Genomic DNA, 16262 nt, shown 5'->3' on the forward strand with positions numbered 1-16262 from the left:
ATTGAAATGTAGGTGTTCGAGTACGTTCCTTTTTTTGATAGACTATATTATTTACAATCGACCACTTCATGAAGAGCCAAATCAAGACGAACAAGATCTTCATATGTTTCACGTTTAATAACTAAACGGGCTTCCCCATTCTCTACAAACACAACAGCTGGTCTTGGAATCCGATTATAGTTATTCGCCATACTATAGCCATAAGCTCCTGTACAGAAAACAGCTAACACATCACCGCGGCCTGATTTCGGTAAAGGTAAATCCCAAATTAGCATATCGCCGCTTTCACAGCATTTCCCCGCAATGGCTACCGTTTCCTCCACAGGGTCAAGTGGACGATTGGCTAAAACTGCATCGTATTTTGCTTCGTATAGAGCTGGTCGAATATTATCGCTCATTCCTCCATCGACGGCTAAATACTTTCTCACTTCTGGCACTTCTTTTTCTGAACCGACTTGATATAAGGTTACACCAGCATCACCGACTAATGAGCGGCCTGGCTCAATCCAGATTTCCGGCATTGTTAAGTCTGAATCTGCAATTTGCGCTTGCACTTCACGCACAATTTCTTCTACATATTGTGAAGCTGGTAGTGGCTCATCTTCCGCAGTATAACGAATACCAAAACCACCGCCTAAGTTTAACACCGTTGGCTGATAGTCAAAAGCGGCTTGCCAATTTCTTAATTGCCCAATAATTTTTTGGGCAGCTAATAAAAAGCCTGTTGTTTGAAAAATTTGCGAACCGATATGACAATGTAAGCCTAACACTTCAATCCAATCGCTTTTTAATGCTTGTCGTAACGCCATTTCCGCCTGTCCATTCATTAAATCAAAACCAAACTTAGAGTCTTCCTGACCTGTTAAAATGTAATCATGCGTATGTGCTTCAATCCCTGGAGTTACACGAAGTAAGATACTCATCTTTTGTTCGCGCTTTGCACAAATTTCTTCTAGCAACTCTAGTTCTGAAAGATTATCTACGACGATACAACCAATTTGATAATCTAACGCCATATGCAGCTCTTCTTCACTCTTGTTATTCCCATGGAAATGAATGCGATTTGTTGGAAAATTCGCTTTAATCGCTGTATATAGCTCTCCTCCAGATACAACATCTAACGATAACCCTTCTTGCTCTGCCACTTGAATCATAGCAATTGAGGAGAACGCTTTACTTGCATAGGCAACTTGTGCTGCAATTCCTAATTCCTCAAACGTCTTTTTAAACCCTCTTGCTCGTTCGCGAACTAGCGCTATATCATACACGTATAACGGTGTTCCATATTGTTTCGTAAGTTCAATCGTATCGAGCCCGCCAATTTCAAGATGTCCTAAGTCATTGACGCGCCCAGTTCCGTACAAATGCATCTTTGTTCCACCTTTCTCCCTTTAAAAAGCGATATCGTATATAAATGAGGCAGACTTATAAGATGGTCAAATCGGAGTTTAGCTCGCATCCTATAGTCAGCCTCATGTTATTTCAGCTTTCGCGCTTTTCGAATAAAATTAAATTACCATAACTTTTCGACAACATCAACCATTAGATTCAGGTGGCTGGCGATACTTATCACGCGGATGAACAACGCTCGGTCTTAGGATGGAGCCCGGAACTGGTCTTCTAAGTAAAATATGAGAAAAAGCTTTTGGATTAAAAGGTAACAATGGCCATAAATATGGTGTATTAAATGCCTTTATACCCGCTAACAAAATAAAGTACAAAGTGAAACCTATCATTAAACCCGGCACCTCAAATATGGCGACTAGAGCAAGTATGGCCAATCGGGCTATTTTATTGGCGATCCCTAGTTCATAACTTGGTGTCACAAATGTACCTATCGTTGCTACAGCGGCATATAGAATCACTTCAGGAACAAATAATCCAACGTCTATCGCAATTTGCCCGATTAATACAGCCGCAATTAAGCCCATTGCGGTTGCAAGCGAGGTCGGAGTATGTATGGCGGCCAATCGTAAAAATTCAATCCCTACTTCAGCTATAAAGATTTGTACAACAATCGGAATTTTCGTTTTATCATTCGGTCCGATAAATTCCAGTTTCTCTGGTAATAGTCCTGGGTCAAGAATGAATAAAAACCAAACCGGCAGTAAAAATAATGAGGCTGCAATTCCTATGAAACGCATCCATCGAACGAATGTCCCTACCGCTGGGGACTGCCTAAATTCTTCAACATGTTGCATATGATGAAAAATCGTTGTCGGTACTAAGATAACACTCGGTGAAGTATCAACATAGACTATAACATGACCTTCTAGAAGATGGGCAGCTGCTATATCTGCTCGTTCTGTATAGCGAATAAGCGGATAAGGATTGTAGCCCTGCCTCACGATAAATTCCTCTACGGTTTTATCAGCCATTGGCAAACCATCCAGTTTAATTCTATTCAATTCCTTACGAATGACATCTATTAAATCAGCATCTGCAAGGCCATCTATATAAGCAAGTGCGACATCTGTTTTAGAACGTTCGCCTACTTTTAACATTTCAAAACGCAGTCTTTCATCTCGAATTCTTCTTCTTGTTAGTGCGGTATTAATCACAATATTTTCAATAAAGCCATCACGCGATCCACGAACTACTTTTTCTGTATCTGGCTCATCCGGCTGACGTCCCGGATAAGTTCTGACATCTACCACATATCCTATTGGTGTCCCGTCAACCACGATGACAATTAAACCTGAGAGAACTTGATCAACAAGTTCATCCATCGTCTCAATCGGTGTAACCTGTTGGTGAGTAATTCTGTTTTCTACGATTTCTGCTACTTTCGATGTTGCACGTTCTGTATCATTACAATCAACCAGTTCTTCTAGAATCTCAACAATCAAAGCCGAATCGACGAGACCCGTTACATAATACATATGAACATCTTTCTTTAAAATCTTTATCTTTCTTACGCCTATATCATAACTTTTACCCAGCCCTACTCTTTCTTTCATATAGGCTTCTACTTCTGATACTTTACTAGAGATCGGTGTCATGTTCTTTTTGCTTTCTGAACTCATAGTTACCGCTCCTTTCTAATATGATTTCCACGGCCATTCTCGTAATCGGTGCACCCTTTTTATAATCATCTCGATGTGACATTTTCCCAATATCCCCAATCCCAACGACAATAGGTGCTTTCAATTCATCTATTATATAAACAGTGTCCCCTGTAATTTTCCCTAATTCAAATTCCTCTACTCCATACTTATCGACTCCATTCGGTGTTAAGTTGCCATCACGGTCAATACATACATCTACCTTCGTCCATTCTTCCCTTCTCGTTTTTGAAGCAACAGCAATAATGCCAAGCACTTCAATCGTGGGATCATTAGCCACATAACGCATGGCTCGTTCACCAGCGCCTTCTCCTACATAGCCGCTGTCATCAAACATCACTAATACAGGATCATTCTTTGCTTGGTGAATAAGGCGAACAAGTTCTGCTCCAGAACAAGCAGTTGGATTTCCTTGTGACATCGAAATACAGCGACCTCCAATTTCATGAGCAACAAATTCTACAGCCCTTTTTGCATAAATATCGCCGTCCGTTATCAAAATCACTTTTCTCTTCTGTCCCATCCAGGTCTTCCTTTCGCTACCAAGTTCCTTTATAAATCTACATAATAAATCCACTGAAATAAGGAGCCAATGATTTTCCCCAACACAAGCGCCATCATTAAATAAATGACTTTTTCTTGAATGCCCATTCGTTTAGCAAGAACCGGAAACACATTTAACACTTCTGTTAATGCAGCCGCCAGCATACCGTTAAAAATGCCATCTGCAAGACCAATCGGCACCAACAGCCACTTCGTCCAAAAAAGCTTAATTTCTTGTAACCCAAGCCAACCTCCAATCACAACGCCTGCAATAATAGCCGCTTCATAATAATGAATAAACTGCATCGTTTTTGTAAGCTGAGTTAGTCTCGGAATAACTCCTAACACGGTTACAAATGCTACAAAGCCCGCTCCAACCGCAAAACCGCTCGCAAGACCAATAAAGAGACCGAGTACAACTTTACCGGTTATCAAGATGACGATTACTTTCCTTATTTTCATTCATGATGACGTATTGATCTAAATCTTGTTGATAGTTAAACATCTCCACTTCGAGCGGACTCGGCTCTTCATTAAAGCGCTTTTTAAAGAAGTGATTAAAAAAGAGAATCATCCCAATTCCAAGACCGAAACTGTACGGAATTTGAATAAGCAACGGCTTTCTATCCTCTCTTCCAGTAATTAGCGTGAAGAGCTTTTGATGCACTTCCCCCATACTGACATCTACATGAAAGTTCATAATCGTCATGCCAGCCCCAAGGAATAACAACAACCAAACAGCGGTAAAAGCTAAAAAAGAAACTTTTTGTTTTTCATAGATTACTTCAATAATTGTCTGAGATGGACCAAATGTTTGAATTTCTATAGACTGATCAATCGCTTGAATAGCTTCAATAACCTGAACCAAATCGATAATAATAATATTTTTATCTTCGTGTGTTACAGTAAGTAGAACCTCTTCTTCAATTTTTTTTACCTGCTTATCATCTCCAATAAATTTCGCAACATCTTTCAACCTCACTTGTTGATTTTTCTGTACGTGTACTCGATTTCGCATTCTAAGATAAATCAAATCCATTGCTTTCACATCCAGACCGTTAATTTTCTCCTATATGTAGTATGGATTGGAAACTAAATGAAAATACAGAAAGAAAAAGATAACCAATAATTAACAAACAAATTCCACTTCTTAATTGTGTTAAATAGTATTGAATAAACACAACAAATGAAAGACCACATGAATCAATGATTCATGTGGTCTTTCATTTGTTGTAAAATTTTCTTTTCCAGCCTAGATACTTGAACTTGAGAAATCCCAAGTCTCGAGGCTACTTCAGACTGTGTTTGATCTTTATAGTATCTTAGAAATACAATTAACCGCTCTCGTTCATCCAATTCATGAATCGCTTCTTTTAAAGCAATCTGATCAAACCATTTTGTATCGCTTTGGTCCGCAATTTGATCCAGCAGCGTAATGGGGTCACCGTCATTTTCATATACGGTTTCATGGATAGAGGACGGATTACGATTAGCTTCTTGCGCTAAAATAATGTCTTCTGGAGAAAGCTCCAAATGTTCAGCTATCTCGTTCACAGTCGGAACACGTCCATACGTCTTTGAAAGCTCTTCTTTAGCACGGCGAATTTTATTAGCCATTTCCTTTAAAGAGCGACTTACTTTAACTGTACCATCATCTCGAATGAAACGTTGAATTTCACCAATAATCATTGGTACAGCATATGTTGAAAACTTGACTTCAAACGATAAATCGAATTTGTCAACAGACTTTAATAGACCGATACAACCAATTTGATATAAATCATCCGGCTCGTACCCTCTATTTAAGAAACGTTGAACAACGGACCATACTAGCCTTAAATTACTTTGAACGATTAAATCGCGCGCTTCTTGGTCCCCGCTCTGGCTGCTTCGGATTAGTCTCCGCAATTCTTCGTCTTTTAAATGGACCTGGTCTTTTTTTGTTTTCCCGTTCTTAACCTCCACATCCATAGGCAAGTCTCCTTAATTGCACAACGCTTTATTTCTCGCTAAGTGCTTTTTTAATCGTATAATGGTGCCTTCGCCTTGATGAGAAATCACATGAATTTCATCCATAAAGTTTTCCATAATCGTAAAGCCCATGCCGGAACGTTCAAGCTCGGGTTTTGTCGTAAAAAGCGGTTGCTTCGCTTCCTCTACATCATCAATACCGATACCCTCATCACGAATTGTCAGTTCAATAGTGTCTCCATCTAAGATGACTGCAATATAAATCACACCATTTGGGTCATTTTCATACCCATGAATAATCGAATTCGTAACGGCTTCCGATACAACCGTTTTAATCTCTGTTAACTCATCCATTGTTGGATCCAGCTGGGCAATAAATGCTGCAACGGTAATTCTGGCAAAGGATTCATTTTGACTTAATGCCGAAAATTGAATTTCCATTTTATTTTTCATCATTTACGCTACCCCCAGTCTTTGCAAAGCGTTCTTTTCTGATCGTTCTACTTTCACAATTTTAAACAACCCGGACATTTCAAATAACCGCTTTACAGCTGGAGAAATTGCACAAATAACCATTTCCCCTTTATTCTTCTGAATTTGCTTATAGCGTCCTAATATCACACCAAGTCCTGAGCTATCCATAAAATGAAGCTCTTCCAAATTCAATACAATATGCTTTATCTGATGTTTTTGAATTGCATTTTCTACTTGTGTACGTAACTCCTCCGCTGTATGATGATCTAATTCTCCATTGAGGCGAATTAATAATACGCCATTCTTTGCTTCCAGTTGAATAGCAAGACTCACACGAAACAGCTCCCTTCTCTCGTTTCTATATGAGTCAAATTCTCGTTTTCTTTACTATTTTCCTTCTTATAGGCAAAAGTAGTGTTCATTCGCCTAAACTAGTACATTTATGTGTGGATATGACATTTTATGCTATTTTGTTTGTGAAAACATGCCGAATGCACGCTTATATAACTGCCACCAGCTAGCTTCCTCCACTGATTCTTTAGCAATAATTGGTGATTCTACATATACTTTTCCGTCTTTCTTCAATTGAAGTGTACCAATTTGATCTCCTTTTTTAATCGGTGCCTTTAAGTCTTGATTCATCGTAATTTTCTTTGTAAAGTCTTTAGCTGTACTTCCTTTTTTCGTCAAAATCGAAATAGGTTCACTTGTTACGCCTGTAACCAGCTTCGACTCTCCTTTGCTCACTTTAGCCTCAGCTAGTTTTTCATCCTTTTTGTAAATCGGATGAGTTGTATATTGTGCAAAAGCATAATCTAACATTTTAGTCACTTGAGCATTACGTTCTTTTGGAGTAGAGGCCCCAAATACAACGGCAATTACACGCATATCTCCTTTTTTAGCAGTAGCTGTTAAACAATACTTTGCTTCTGCTGTATATCCTGTTTTTAATCCATCTACACCTGGATAAAACTTTACTAGTCGATTGGTGTTGACCAGCCAAAACTTCTTATCTGTATCTTCACGAAGATAATCTTCATACGTACTCGTAAACTTCGTAATTAATGAATATTTCAATAATTCTTTTGCCATAACAGACATATCGTGGGCTGAGCTATAGTGATCAGCTACTGGAAGACCTGTTGCATTTTGAAATTTTGTGTTTTTCAAGCCTAGCTGTGCGGCCTTTTCATTCATCTTCTTCACAAACGCTTCTTCTGATCCTGCTAATCTCTCTGCCATCGCTACCGATGCATCATTAGCTGAACCAATCGTAATCCCTTTGAGCATTTCTTCGGTTGTCATTTCTTCTCCTGGCTCAAGGAAAATTTGTGAACCACCCATGGAAGCCGCATATTCACTCGTTCGGACTTTTTCTTTTAAAGAAAGCTCTCCTTTTTCAATCGCTTCCATAATTAATAACAACGTCATAATTTTTGTCATGCTAGCAGGGGAAAGCTTTTCATTCGAATTTTTATCGTATAAAACCGTTCCCGTATCTCGTTCAATCAATATGGCTGATTTTGCATTTTCGGCTAGCTCTACTTCTTTTTTTTCTACGGCTTGTGCATAAGGAATTGTCAAGCCTGTTGTTAATAACATCGTTAAACATAGAGAAAGAATCCGCTTCATCTCCATACCCTCCATTCTGTATAGCATTTATTTTTACCACTAAATCCAAATTTATACAGAAGCTATTTTAAAAGTTACGCTATATTAAACAATATTGTTGATTGAACGATTTGGGTATTATTGGATTCAGCCAAGCCAAAGTTATGAAGAAATGAATAAAAAGGACACCTCAACTATTGAGATGTCCTTTTGTCACTATATTTACAGATTTCTGCGAAAAGAAATCCCATTACGGTGCGCTCGCACCCTCTTTAGGGATGGGGTGAATGTGCGCTCAAATGCGGTGTGCAGATAAATTATCGAAAATATGTTCTGTACACCGTGTATTTGAAATGGTATTATTTGGTGCATAGGATGTTCTTTGAAAACTGAACATAGGTGGTTGTGACAGGAAAAACGTCTGTCACGTAAAATGTTCAACGTTCTGCCGACCAACACTCTTCATAGAAAGAGTGCGGTATCATCATCCTAGACAAGTATCGCCGGTTGAACGGCGTAGTTGGCACCGACCTTGCCCTCTTGAAAGACCGTTTTTCTTTCAAGTGTTGCTCACCCAAGTCTCGCCTCTGCCTCTTCTTATGGAAGATGATAAGCGGGATATTTGTGAGAAAGAACCCCAGCGGCTTTAGCCATGGGAGTGGTCAATATAAAATCTCTTTATAAATAAGTGTCGGTTGCGATACTTGTTCTTTAGAAATAGAGATGTGATTATATAACTTTTCCTTAACAGCGTTTACATCTTCAACATTGCTGTAAATGGTAACGAGTGATTCGCCTTGCTCAACATAATCACCAATTTTCTTACGAAGCACTAAACCAACCGCTAAGTCAATTTCGGACTCTTTTGTCGCCCTTCCTGCACCTAGCAGCATAGCCGCTGTACCTATCTCATCCGCTACAATTTCAGAAACATAACCGGACTCTTTTGCTTGAAGTTCATAAACAAAGGATGCTTGTGGAAGCTTTTCAGGACGATCAACGACAGAACCATCGCCACCTTGAGCAATTAAAAATTTTCTAAACGTTTCAAGTGCAGAACCGTCTTGAATAGCTTGTGTCAATCGCGCTCTTGCTTCATCTAAAGAGCTTGCTTTTTTCGCTAAATAAACCATATAACTTCCAAGTGTTAAAGAAAGCTCTGTTAAATCCTCAGGGCCTTCACCTTTCAGTGTATCGATGGCTTCTTTCACCTCAAGTGCATTCCCAATCGCAAAACCAAGCGGCTGGCTCATATCAGAAATAACAGCCATTGTCTGGCGACCGACATTATTCCCAATCTGAACCATCGCATGAGCCAATGCCTCCGAGTCTTCGAGGGTTTTCATAAAAGCCCCTGCACCTGTTTTCACATCGAGAACAATGGCATCGGCACCCGCTGCAATTTTCTTACTCATAATCGAGCTCGCAATCAACCCCATACTATTAACCGTTGCAGTGACATCACGAAGCGCATAAAGCTTTTTATCAGCTGGTGTTAAATTTCCACTTTGACCGATGACAGCCAATTTATTTTTGTTTACAAGTTCAATAAATTGTTCATTTTCTATTTCAACATGAAAACCAGCAACTGCTTCTAACTTATCTACAGTTCCACCTGTATGACCTAAACCACGTCCTGACATTTTCGCTACAGGCACTCCGACAGAAGCAACCAATGGTCCTAATACAAGCGTTGTCGTATCGCCCACCCCGCCTGTAGAGTGTTTATCAACCTTAACCCCTTCAATCTTAGATAAGTCAATTTGATCACCTGATTGAACCATTGCCATCGTTAAATCCGCACATTCTCTTTCCGTTAGTCCTTGAAAATATACAGCCATCGCCCAGGCGCTCATTTGATAATCAGGCAGCGAACCATCGGTAAAACCTTGAATAATAAACGTCATTTCTTCCGTTGTTAACTCGTGTCCATCCCGCTTTTTTTCAATCAAATCTACCATTCTCATCTGAAGTTCCTCACTTTCGTAAATGGCTTACAACTCTTTTACAATTTCTTTAACAAAGCGTAAAAAACGACTTTTCACCTTTTCTGTCGTTTCAATAACCTCTTCATGAGATAGTGGCTGATCCAAAATACCGGCAGCCATATTAGTCATGCAAGAAATACCAAGTACTTTTAAGCCGCAATGTCTTGCCACTATCACTTCAGGAACAGTCGACATTCCAACTGCATCCCCGCCGATTATCCTTGCCATTCTTACTTCTGCTGGTGTTTCATAAGCGGGACCAGTATTACCGACATACACACCTTCTTTAAGATCTAACCCTTGCGTTGCAGCAATTTGTTTAGCTAAACTTCGCAGTTCTTTATTATATGCTTCTGACATATCTGGAAAACGCGGGCCAAAACGTGCATCATTGGAACCGATTAAAGGATTGGTTCCCATACAATTAATGTGATCAGTAATGAGCATTAAATCTCCAGGAGTAAAGCTTTCATTTACACTTCCCGCAGCATTGGTCACAATTATTGTTTCCACACCTAATAATTTCATAACCCGGACCGGAAATGTCACTTGACTCATAGAATATCCTTCATAAAAGTGGAAACGCCCCTGCATAGCCACTACTGTTTTACCACTCAGCTTTCCAATTACCAATTGCCCTGCATGTCCTTCCACAGTAGACACAGGAAAATTAGGAATTTCTTGATAAGGTAATACGATAGGCTGTTCAATTTCAGTTGCTAAAACACCTAAGCCTGAACCAAGAATTAAACCAACTGAAGGAACGTCTGTTATCTTGCTTTTAATAAAAGCAGCTGCCTTTTCTAATTGCTCGTACATCATCAAGCCCCTCCTTCATTTAATTCAGCTAACATACTTTTTCCATACGAAGGCATCTTCACCTTAAAATTATCTGCTACCGTCGCACCGATATCTGCAAATGTTGGACGAATAGGCAGTTGTCGACCGCCGGATTGAAAACGTTTTGAATAAATCAATAAAGGCACATATTCACGTGTATGGTCTGTTCCATGATGAATAGGATCATTTCCGTGGTCAGCCGTAATCATTAATAAATCATTCTCCGTTAGTTTATCTAATACTTCTGGCAATCGTGCATCAAATTCCTCTAATGCTTTCCCATAGCCTAATGGATCGCGGCGATGTCCAAACAAGGCATCAAAATCAACAAGATTCAAGAAGCTTAAACCCGTAAAATCTTTTTCAACGGTATACACAAGTTTATCCATACCATCCATATTGGACACAGTTCGCAAAGATTCCGTTACTCCTTCTCCGTCGAAGATATCGGAAATTTTCCCGATAGCTAGTACATCTAAGCCTGCATCTTTCAATTCATCCATCACTGTTCGATCAAAAGGTTTTAGCGCATAATCATGACGGTTGGACGTTCTTTTGAAGTGACCTGGCTCTCCTATAAACGGACGAGCAATGACACGGCCGACTTTGTATTCATCCGCTAACGTCATTTCCCGGGCTATTCTACAAATATTATACAGTTCGTCAAGTGGAACAATCTCTTCATGTGCAGCAATTTGGAGTACAGAATCAGCAGATGTATAAACAATAAGAGCTCCTGTCTTCATATGTTCTTCCCCAAGCTCTTCAAGAATAGCAGTGCCGCTCGCTGGCTTATTCGCAATTATTTTGCGCCCTGTTTTCTCTTCCAAAGCTTTGATTAAAGAGTCGGGAAAACCATTTGGAAACACCTGAAAAGGCTGTGTAATATTGAGACCCATAATTTCCCAATGCCCTGTCATCGTATCCTTTCCTGTTGATGCTTCCTGCATTTTCGTATAGTAAGCAAGCGGATGTTCCGCTTTTTCCACACCTTTTATCTCCCGAATATTACTTAATCCTAACTTAGCCAAATTTGGCATATGTAAGCCATTCATCCGCTCTGCAATATGGCCTAACGTATCGGCCCCCTTATCCCCAAACTTCTCGGCATCGGGTGCCTCACCAATCCCAACAGAGTCCATTACAATGACAAATATACGTTTAAATTTTCCCATTACGATTCCTCCTACAAAAGTAAATCAATCGGATATATCCTAACTGCTAACCTGTACCCATCATAGTATCATTCATAAGGACCAATAAGCAATTTACGACCACATCATATAGTGAAGCTTCATAGCAAAGTCCGTTAAATACAGGATAAAAACAAACTAGGCCTCTCAACCGCAGCTAAGAGACCTTTCTCTATTAATCTATGTACCTACTAAGCACGTGGATGAAACTTTGAATACACATCTTTAATACGGACATTCGTAATATGCGTATAAATTTGAGTGGTAGAAATATCAGCATGCCCAAGCATTTCTTGAACAGCACGCAAATCTGCTCCATTCATTAATAAATGCGTTGCAAACGAATGGCGTAGTGTATGCGGTGTAATCTCTTTTTCAATATTCGCTTCCTTCGTCAACTTTTTAAGGATTTTCCAAAAACCTTGGCGCGTCAGTCGATTGCCATGATGATTTAAAAAGAGCGAATTGGTGCGATTATGAGAAGCTAGTTTTCCTCTCCCTTTTTGCAAATAGGCTTCAATCGCGGTTAATGCCGTCTGGCCAATCGGGATAATTCGTTCCTTGTTCCCTTTCCCGACACAGCGAACAAACCCCATCGCCGCATGGACATCACTTATATCTAGTTGAATGATTTCACTCACCCTCATCCCAGTTGCATATAAAAGCTCAAGCATCGCTTTATCGCGAAGTCCGAAATGATCCATCACTTTCGGTGCCTCTAACAAGGCCTCTACTTCTTCCATACTCAGTACCTTTGGCAAACTTCTCTCAGGCTGCGGTGTTTCAATATGTACGGTTGGATCTTGATTCGTTACTTTTTCACGAAGTAGAAACTGATGAAACGAGCGAATGGAAGCAATATGACGCGCTACTGTTTTCGACGATTTTCCCTGATCCTTTAACTGAGCTAAAAAATGCATAATATTGACTCGCCTAGAATCATTCCACTCATTAATTTGTTCTATATTTTTAAGATAATGCCAATACGATTTCAAATCACGTTCATAAGAGACAATCGTATTTTTAGCTAGTCCTTTTTCAATTGTTAAAAAATGAATAAAATCTCGTATTTGATCTTCCATTTGCATTACTCCCCATCTAAATAAAACAACAATAAACGGTCAAGCCATGTATTGCTATCAGAGTCAACAGCTTTTGTTACTTTAATGGCTGCTCCTTCTGGTTCATCGTAACGATGATAACTTTGATATTCTTGATTTAACCATACCATTCCAATATAAAAAAGAACAGTGAAGCCCACAAAAAGAATTAAAACTTTACAAGTATGCAGTATAAGGGCTAATGAAGCTTTCATTCACTCTCTCCTCTCAACCAATCTCTATATGTCCAATCTATGCCCAGTAAGACAAGTTTTATACATATAGATGAAAGATAGATTGAAACTTCATTTTCATTCCCTACAGTACTCCTTTCTCATAGAGCCTTGAAGCAGGTTACCATTGTTAGATGTAAAAAAATAGAAAACCTTTTCCGGGTACAGGAAAAGGTTTTCTATTATTCATCTTTATCGTCATTTTCTTTATCATGGCAGCGATGACAAATACCATGAAAGGTTAGTCTATGATCTTTTATTTTGAAATTCCAGTTACGCTCTACAATCGCTTCGACGTCTTCAAGCAAATCTTCTTGAATTTCATCCACTGCACCACATTCAACACAAACAAGATGATGATGAAAATGTGCAGCGCCTTCTTGTCTTAAATCATAACGGGATACTCCATCTCCGAAATTGATTTTATCTACGATTTTTAATTCCGTTAATAACTCCAATGTACGGTAAACGGTTGCTAAGCCAATTTCCGGCGACTTTTCTTTGACAAGGAGGTAAACATCTTCAGCACTTAAATGATCCTCTTCATGTTCAAGTAAAACGCGGACGGTCGCTTCTCGTTGAGGTGTCAATTTGTAGCTGGACGAGTGCAACTGTTTTTTGATTCTATCTATTCTTTCTTCCATACGTAATTCCCTCCCGCGCCGCTATATCTGTTCCATTATATCAAATGAGGGAAAACTGTCAAAATACATTTCCTCTGAAATAAAAAGAAATTTTCCAAATAACTTTTTAAACGATAGTACGGATAAGCTTTTATAGTAGAAATACGTCAATTTCTACATTACTCAGCAAGTAAGCTTACGACACTTTTCATAATAGAGGGTGATATATATGCTTCAATTCCTCCTGCCACTACTATAAATACTAGTGAAAAAACAAGAGAAAATATGTAACGCATAATCACCGGCTTTAACGGTGTGCGAATTTGTTTTAAAAAAATACGACTAATCATTTTCATCGATAACGACACAGCTAACACACTAATAATAATAAAAACAGGTACAAGAAAAATATTTTGCGGCAAAATGGAAACAAAGGATAATAAAAATCCACTCCATCCCATTTGATTGACTAGAAAACCAACTGTAAAGCCCACGACCATGCCTTTTAAAAATAATAAAATTAAAATGACTGGTAAACCAATAATCGAAATACCTAAAATCCAAATGAAACTAATATATCTCAAGTTATGAAGCACACTTTGTTGAAACATTTCATGTGTAGCTGCGATTTGCCCATCTGAAACTTGTCCAAAAAATTGCGATAAATAATAGAACAAATCTTCTTTTTGTGTAAAGCTTAAACTATTCACAAGCACGGCTCCAAAAATAACCCCCATTAAAAAGAGGACAGTAATAAATACGTATAGTGAGGAATGTTCAGTAATATGATGGATTACGGCATTTTGTACGGCAGATCGTTTTTTCATTTTTCATCCTCCCAACTCCACTTACTAGAATCTATGTGAGTTGTTTGGATTTATGCGTTACATTTTAACTTTCCCGTATTTGCCGCCTCCACCTACTTCAAAAGACAAATTCCCATTTCTAGCTAAATCAATATAATGAGCTAGCTTGTCGGGAACAACCTCGGCTAATTCCTCTATCGCTACTCGGTGTAAAATATTCATTTCTGTCCCAAACGCCTGAAGCAACCGCTCCAATGATTTCGGTCCCAGGCCTGGGATAAAATCGAGTGGTACTTGATGAATATAAGGCGGGCGTGGTCGGTGATGTTCGATTTTACTAGATAGCTCTTTAATTCTCGTTGAAACTCCCTTGATAATCTGTTTACTGTGACATGCTGGGCAAGATGTTTCTCCGGCATTTACCTTTTGATGGCATTCTCCACAAACCGTTTCATGATATTTGCCAAGCAGCGGATTCAAGCCATAATTCGCAACAATAGCTCGCTCCTCTACTTCTTGCAACGCTTTTTTCAATTCTGAAAAGCTCGCTTCTTCTAATCGAAGCTTTTGATATTCACGAGCAATTTTCCCTAATGAATGCGCATCAGAATTTGTAAGGAATACGTATTGCTGCAACTCTTGTATATCCTGTACCATCGGTGTGTCCGAGCTAAGGCCTAGTTCAATCCCATCAATCTTTGCTGGATCGAACACTTCACTTAAGCTTGTCTTGACCCCTTTTCCATAAAGACTTTTAAAGGGAGTAAACACATGCGCTGGAATAAACAATCCCGCTAATGAACGAACCTTATTTTGCAGAGTCACTCCATCACAATAGATACGCTGTGAGCTTAAATGAATGTTTTTCATGTACCCACTCATCCAATTTGAAAAAACTTTCATCGTTTCAATACTTGGAAAGAAGCCAAGCACATGAATCGGTCCATAACAATGTTCGTCATAAATTTCAATTTCCGCTCCCGGAATAATCGTCATCTGTTGAAACCGCAGGCCTCCTCCTGGCAGTTCAAATAGTTCGCCAATTTGAATAAGTTCTTCTATTTCTTCAATTACTTCCGGTGAATGGCAATCAATAATGCCAATTAAATCTAGACCTTTACGATGACTAGCTACTTCAAGAATATGCTGAAGTGTTAATGATTTACTTCCGGTAATTTTAACGGCCTTGCCGCTCTTCGTTCTGCCGATATGAATATGTAAATCAGCATATACGTCTTTCATCTATTTTTGTAGTGCCTCCCTTAGTTGCAAATACTGCACAGCATACGCTGTTTTTGCATCATAAATTTTTTCTTCCTCTATATATTGTTGCGCTTCCTCTAGTGTTAGCTCAATCACTTCAACAAATTCATCTTCATCTAATGACGCAGCATCTTCTTTTTTCGATAACTGATGAGCGACATATACATGCACTAATTCATCAGCGAACCCTGGGGATGTATAAAAAGAAATGACATGCTCCATCCGCTCGCATACATAGCCTGTTTCTTCTTCTAATTCACGTTCTGCCGTCTTTAATGGCTCTTCCCCTGGTTCAAGCTTTCCTGCAGGAATTTCCACTAAGCTTCTTTCCATTGCTTTTCGATACTGTTCAACCATCACAATTTTCCCATCGTCTGTAATAGCAATGACCGCAACCGCACCTGGATGCTTAATAATTTCCCGCTTACTTGTCTTTCCATTCGGTAATTCAACGTCATCTACCTGTAAGCTAATCACTTTTCCCGTAAATATTTTTTGTGACGACAATGTTTTTTCTTCAAATTTTTTCAACTTGTCCACTTCCTTTGTTCT

18 protein-coding genes are annotated in these 16262 nt (G+C 39.1%); all 18 read right to left on the reverse strand.

What is annotated here, in order from left to right:
• Window positions 1-47: 47 nt before the first annotated feature.
• The 18 genes from lysA to ACE199_RS05300 all read right to left on the reverse strand — a co-directional run bounded on the left by lysA (window position 48) and on the right by ACE199_RS05300 (window position 16241).
• Window positions 48-1370, reverse strand: a complete 1323-nt coding sequence (gene lysA / locus ACE199_RS05215; protein WP_375348861.1) for a diaminopimelate decarboxylase — start codon at window positions 1368-1370, stop codon at window positions 48-50.
• 165 nt (window positions 1371-1535) lie between these two features.
• Window positions 1536-3026 (reverse strand): spore germination protein, encoded by a 1491-nt coding sequence (locus ACE199_RS05220; RefSeq protein WP_375348862.1) that lies wholly within the window; start codon window positions 3024-3026, stop codon window positions 1536-1538.
• Window positions 2986-3588: a stage V sporulation protein SpoVABEA gene (gene spoVAEA, locus ACE199_RS05225; RefSeq protein WP_375348863.1), complete on the reverse strand. Its 603-nt coding sequence runs from the start codon at window positions 3586-3588 to the stop codon at window positions 2986-2988. The genes ACE199_RS05220 and spoVAEA overlap by 41 nt, the downstream gene beginning before the upstream one ends.
• Window positions 3589-3617: 29 nt before the next feature.
• Window positions 3618-4040, reverse strand: a complete 423-nt coding sequence (locus tag ACE199_RS05230) for a stage V sporulation protein AB (RefSeq protein WP_252295499.1) — start codon at window positions 4038-4040, stop codon at window positions 3618-3620.
• On the reverse strand, window positions 4030-4647 hold the full coding sequence (locus tag ACE199_RS05235) for a stage V sporulation protein AA (RefSeq protein ID WP_127761226.1): 618 nt from the start codon (window positions 4645-4647) through the stop codon (window positions 4030-4032). Before ACE199_RS05235 ends, ACE199_RS05230 begins: the two co-directional genes overlap by 11 nt.
• A gap of 164 nt (window positions 4648-4811) precedes the next feature.
• Window positions 4812-5579: an RNA polymerase sporulation sigma factor SigF gene (gene sigF / locus ACE199_RS05240; protein WP_127761227.1), complete on the reverse strand. Its 768-nt coding sequence runs from the start codon at window positions 5577-5579 to the stop codon at window positions 4812-4814.
• Between the two features lie 12 nt (window positions 5580-5591).
• On the reverse strand, window positions 5592-6032 hold the full coding sequence (gene spoIIAB / locus ACE199_RS05245) for an anti-sigma F factor (RefSeq protein WP_119115632.1): 441 nt from the start codon (window positions 6030-6032) through the stop codon (window positions 5592-5594).
• A gap of 3 nt (window positions 6033-6035) precedes the next feature.
• Complete coding sequence (gene spoIIAA, locus ACE199_RS05250) at window positions 6036-6386, reverse strand: anti-sigma F factor antagonist (protein ID WP_375348864.1); 351 nt, start codon at window positions 6384-6386, stop codon at window positions 6036-6038.
• 132 nt (window positions 6387-6518) lie between these two features.
• Entirely contained in the window at window positions 6519-7685 is a 1167-nt protein-coding gene (locus ACE199_RS05255) for a D-alanyl-D-alanine carboxypeptidase family protein (protein WP_375348865.1), read from the reverse strand.
• 641 nt (window positions 7686-8326) lie between these two features.
• The gene (locus ACE199_RS05260) at window positions 8327-9631 is read right to left on the reverse strand and encodes a pyrimidine-nucleoside phosphorylase (protein WP_375348866.1); all 1305 of its coding nucleotides are present in this window, start codon (window positions 9629-9631) and stop codon (window positions 8327-8329) included.
• Between the two features lie 27 nt (window positions 9632-9658).
• The gene (locus tag ACE199_RS05265; RefSeq protein WP_375348867.1) at window positions 9659-10474 is read right to left on the reverse strand and encodes a purine-nucleoside phosphorylase; all 816 of its coding nucleotides are present in this window, start codon (window positions 10472-10474) and stop codon (window positions 9659-9661) included.
• The gene (deoB, locus tag ACE199_RS05270) at window positions 10474-11667 is read right to left on the reverse strand and encodes a phosphopentomutase (protein WP_375348868.1); all 1194 of its coding nucleotides are present in this window, start codon (window positions 11665-11667) and stop codon (window positions 10474-10476) included. Before deoB ends, ACE199_RS05265 begins: the two co-directional genes overlap by 1 nt.
• A gap of 209 nt (window positions 11668-11876) precedes the next feature.
• The gene (xerD, locus tag ACE199_RS05275; protein ID WP_127761233.1) at window positions 11877-12767 is read right to left on the reverse strand and encodes a site-specific tyrosine recombinase XerD; all 891 of its coding nucleotides are present in this window, start codon (window positions 12765-12767) and stop codon (window positions 11877-11879) included.
• Between the two features lie 5 nt (window positions 12768-12772).
• A complete protein-coding gene (locus ACE199_RS05280) occupies window positions 12773-13000 on the reverse strand; it encodes a YqzK family protein (RefSeq protein ID WP_127761234.1) in 228 nt (75 codons plus the stop codon).
• 200 nt (window positions 13001-13200) lie between these two features.
• Entirely contained in the window at window positions 13201-13662 is a 462-nt protein-coding gene (gene fur, locus ACE199_RS05285; protein WP_127761235.1) for a ferric iron uptake transcriptional regulator, read from the reverse strand.
• Between the two features lie 158 nt (window positions 13663-13820).
• Window positions 13821-14468, reverse strand: coding sequence for a stage II sporulation protein M (gene spoIIM / locus ACE199_RS05290; protein WP_127761236.1), 648 nt, complete (start codon window positions 14466-14468; stop codon window positions 13821-13823).
• Between the two features lie 57 nt (window positions 14469-14525).
• Window positions 14526-15689 carry an endonuclease Q family protein gene (locus ACE199_RS05295; RefSeq protein ID WP_375348869.1) on the reverse strand — a complete coding sequence of 388 codons (1164 nt, stop codon included), beginning with the start codon at window positions 15687-15689 and terminating at the stop codon, window positions 14526-14528.
• Window positions 15690-16241 (reverse strand): NUDIX domain-containing protein, encoded by a 552-nt coding sequence (locus ACE199_RS05300; protein ID WP_375348870.1) that lies wholly within the window; start codon window positions 16239-16241, stop codon window positions 15690-15692. It abuts the gene before it with no gap.
• Between the last annotated feature and the right edge of the window lie 21 nt (window positions 16242-16262).

Origin of the sequence: Peribacillus sp. Hz7 (assembly GCF_042136355.1) — a bacterium.
Taxonomy (GTDB): Bacteria; Bacillota; Bacilli; order Bacillales; family DSM-1321; genus Peribacillus; species Peribacillus asahii_A.

Excerpts from the sequence above, each read along its gene's own strand:
- lysA (WP_375348861.1), bottom strand. The coding sequence starts at position 1,370 with ATGCATTTGTACGGAACTGGGCGCGTCAATGACTTAGGACATCTTGAA.
- ACE199_RS05220 (WP_375348862.1), bottom strand. The coding sequence starts at position 3,026 with ATGAGTTCAGAAAGCAAAAAGAACATGACACCGATCTCTAGTAAAGTA.
- spoVAEA (WP_375348863.1), bottom strand. The coding sequence starts at position 3,588 with ATGGGACAGAAGAGAAAAGTGATTTTGATAACGGACGGCGATATTTAT.
- ACE199_RS05235 (WP_127761226.1), bottom strand. The coding sequence starts at position 4,647 with ATGGATTTGATTTATCTTAGAATGCGAAATCGAGTACACGTACAGAAA.
- sigF (WP_127761227.1), bottom strand. The coding sequence starts at position 5,579 with ATGGATGTGGAGGTTAAGAACGGGAAAACAAAAAAAGACCAGGTCCAT.
- spoIIAB (WP_119115632.1), bottom strand. The coding sequence starts at position 6,032 with ATGAAAAATAAAATGGAAATTCAATTTTCGGCATTAAGTCAAAATGAA.
- ACE199_RS05255 (WP_375348865.1), bottom strand. The coding sequence starts at position 7,685 with ATGAAGCGGATTCTTTCTCTATGTTTAACGATGTTATTAACAACAGGC.
- ACE199_RS05260 (WP_375348866.1), bottom strand. The coding sequence starts at position 9,631 with ATGAGAATGGTAGATTTGATTGAAAAAAAGCGGGATGGACACGAGTTA.
- ACE199_RS05265 (WP_375348867.1), bottom strand. The coding sequence starts at position 10,474 with ATGATGTACGAGCAATTAGAAAAGGCAGCTGCTTTTATTAAAAGCAAG.
- deoB (WP_375348868.1), bottom strand. The coding sequence starts at position 11,667 with ATGGGAAAATTTAAACGTATATTTGTCATTGTAATGGACTCTGTTGGG.
- xerD (WP_127761233.1), bottom strand. The coding sequence starts at position 12,767 with ATGGAAGATCAAATACGAGATTTTATTCATTTTTTAACAATTGAAAAA.
- ACE199_RS05280 (WP_127761234.1), bottom strand. The coding sequence starts at position 13,000 with ATGAAAGCTTCATTAGCCCTTATACTGCATACTTGTAAAGTTTTAATT.
- fur (WP_127761235.1), bottom strand. The coding sequence starts at position 13,662 with ATGGAAGAAAGAATAGATAGAATCAAAAAACAGTTGCACTCGTCCAGC.
- spoIIM (WP_127761236.1), bottom strand. The coding sequence starts at position 14,468 with ATGAAAAAACGATCTGCCGTACAAAATGCCGTAATCCATCATATTACT.
- ACE199_RS05295 (WP_375348869.1), bottom strand. The coding sequence starts at position 15,689 with ATGAAAGACGTATATGCTGATTTACATATTCATATCGGCAGAACGAAG.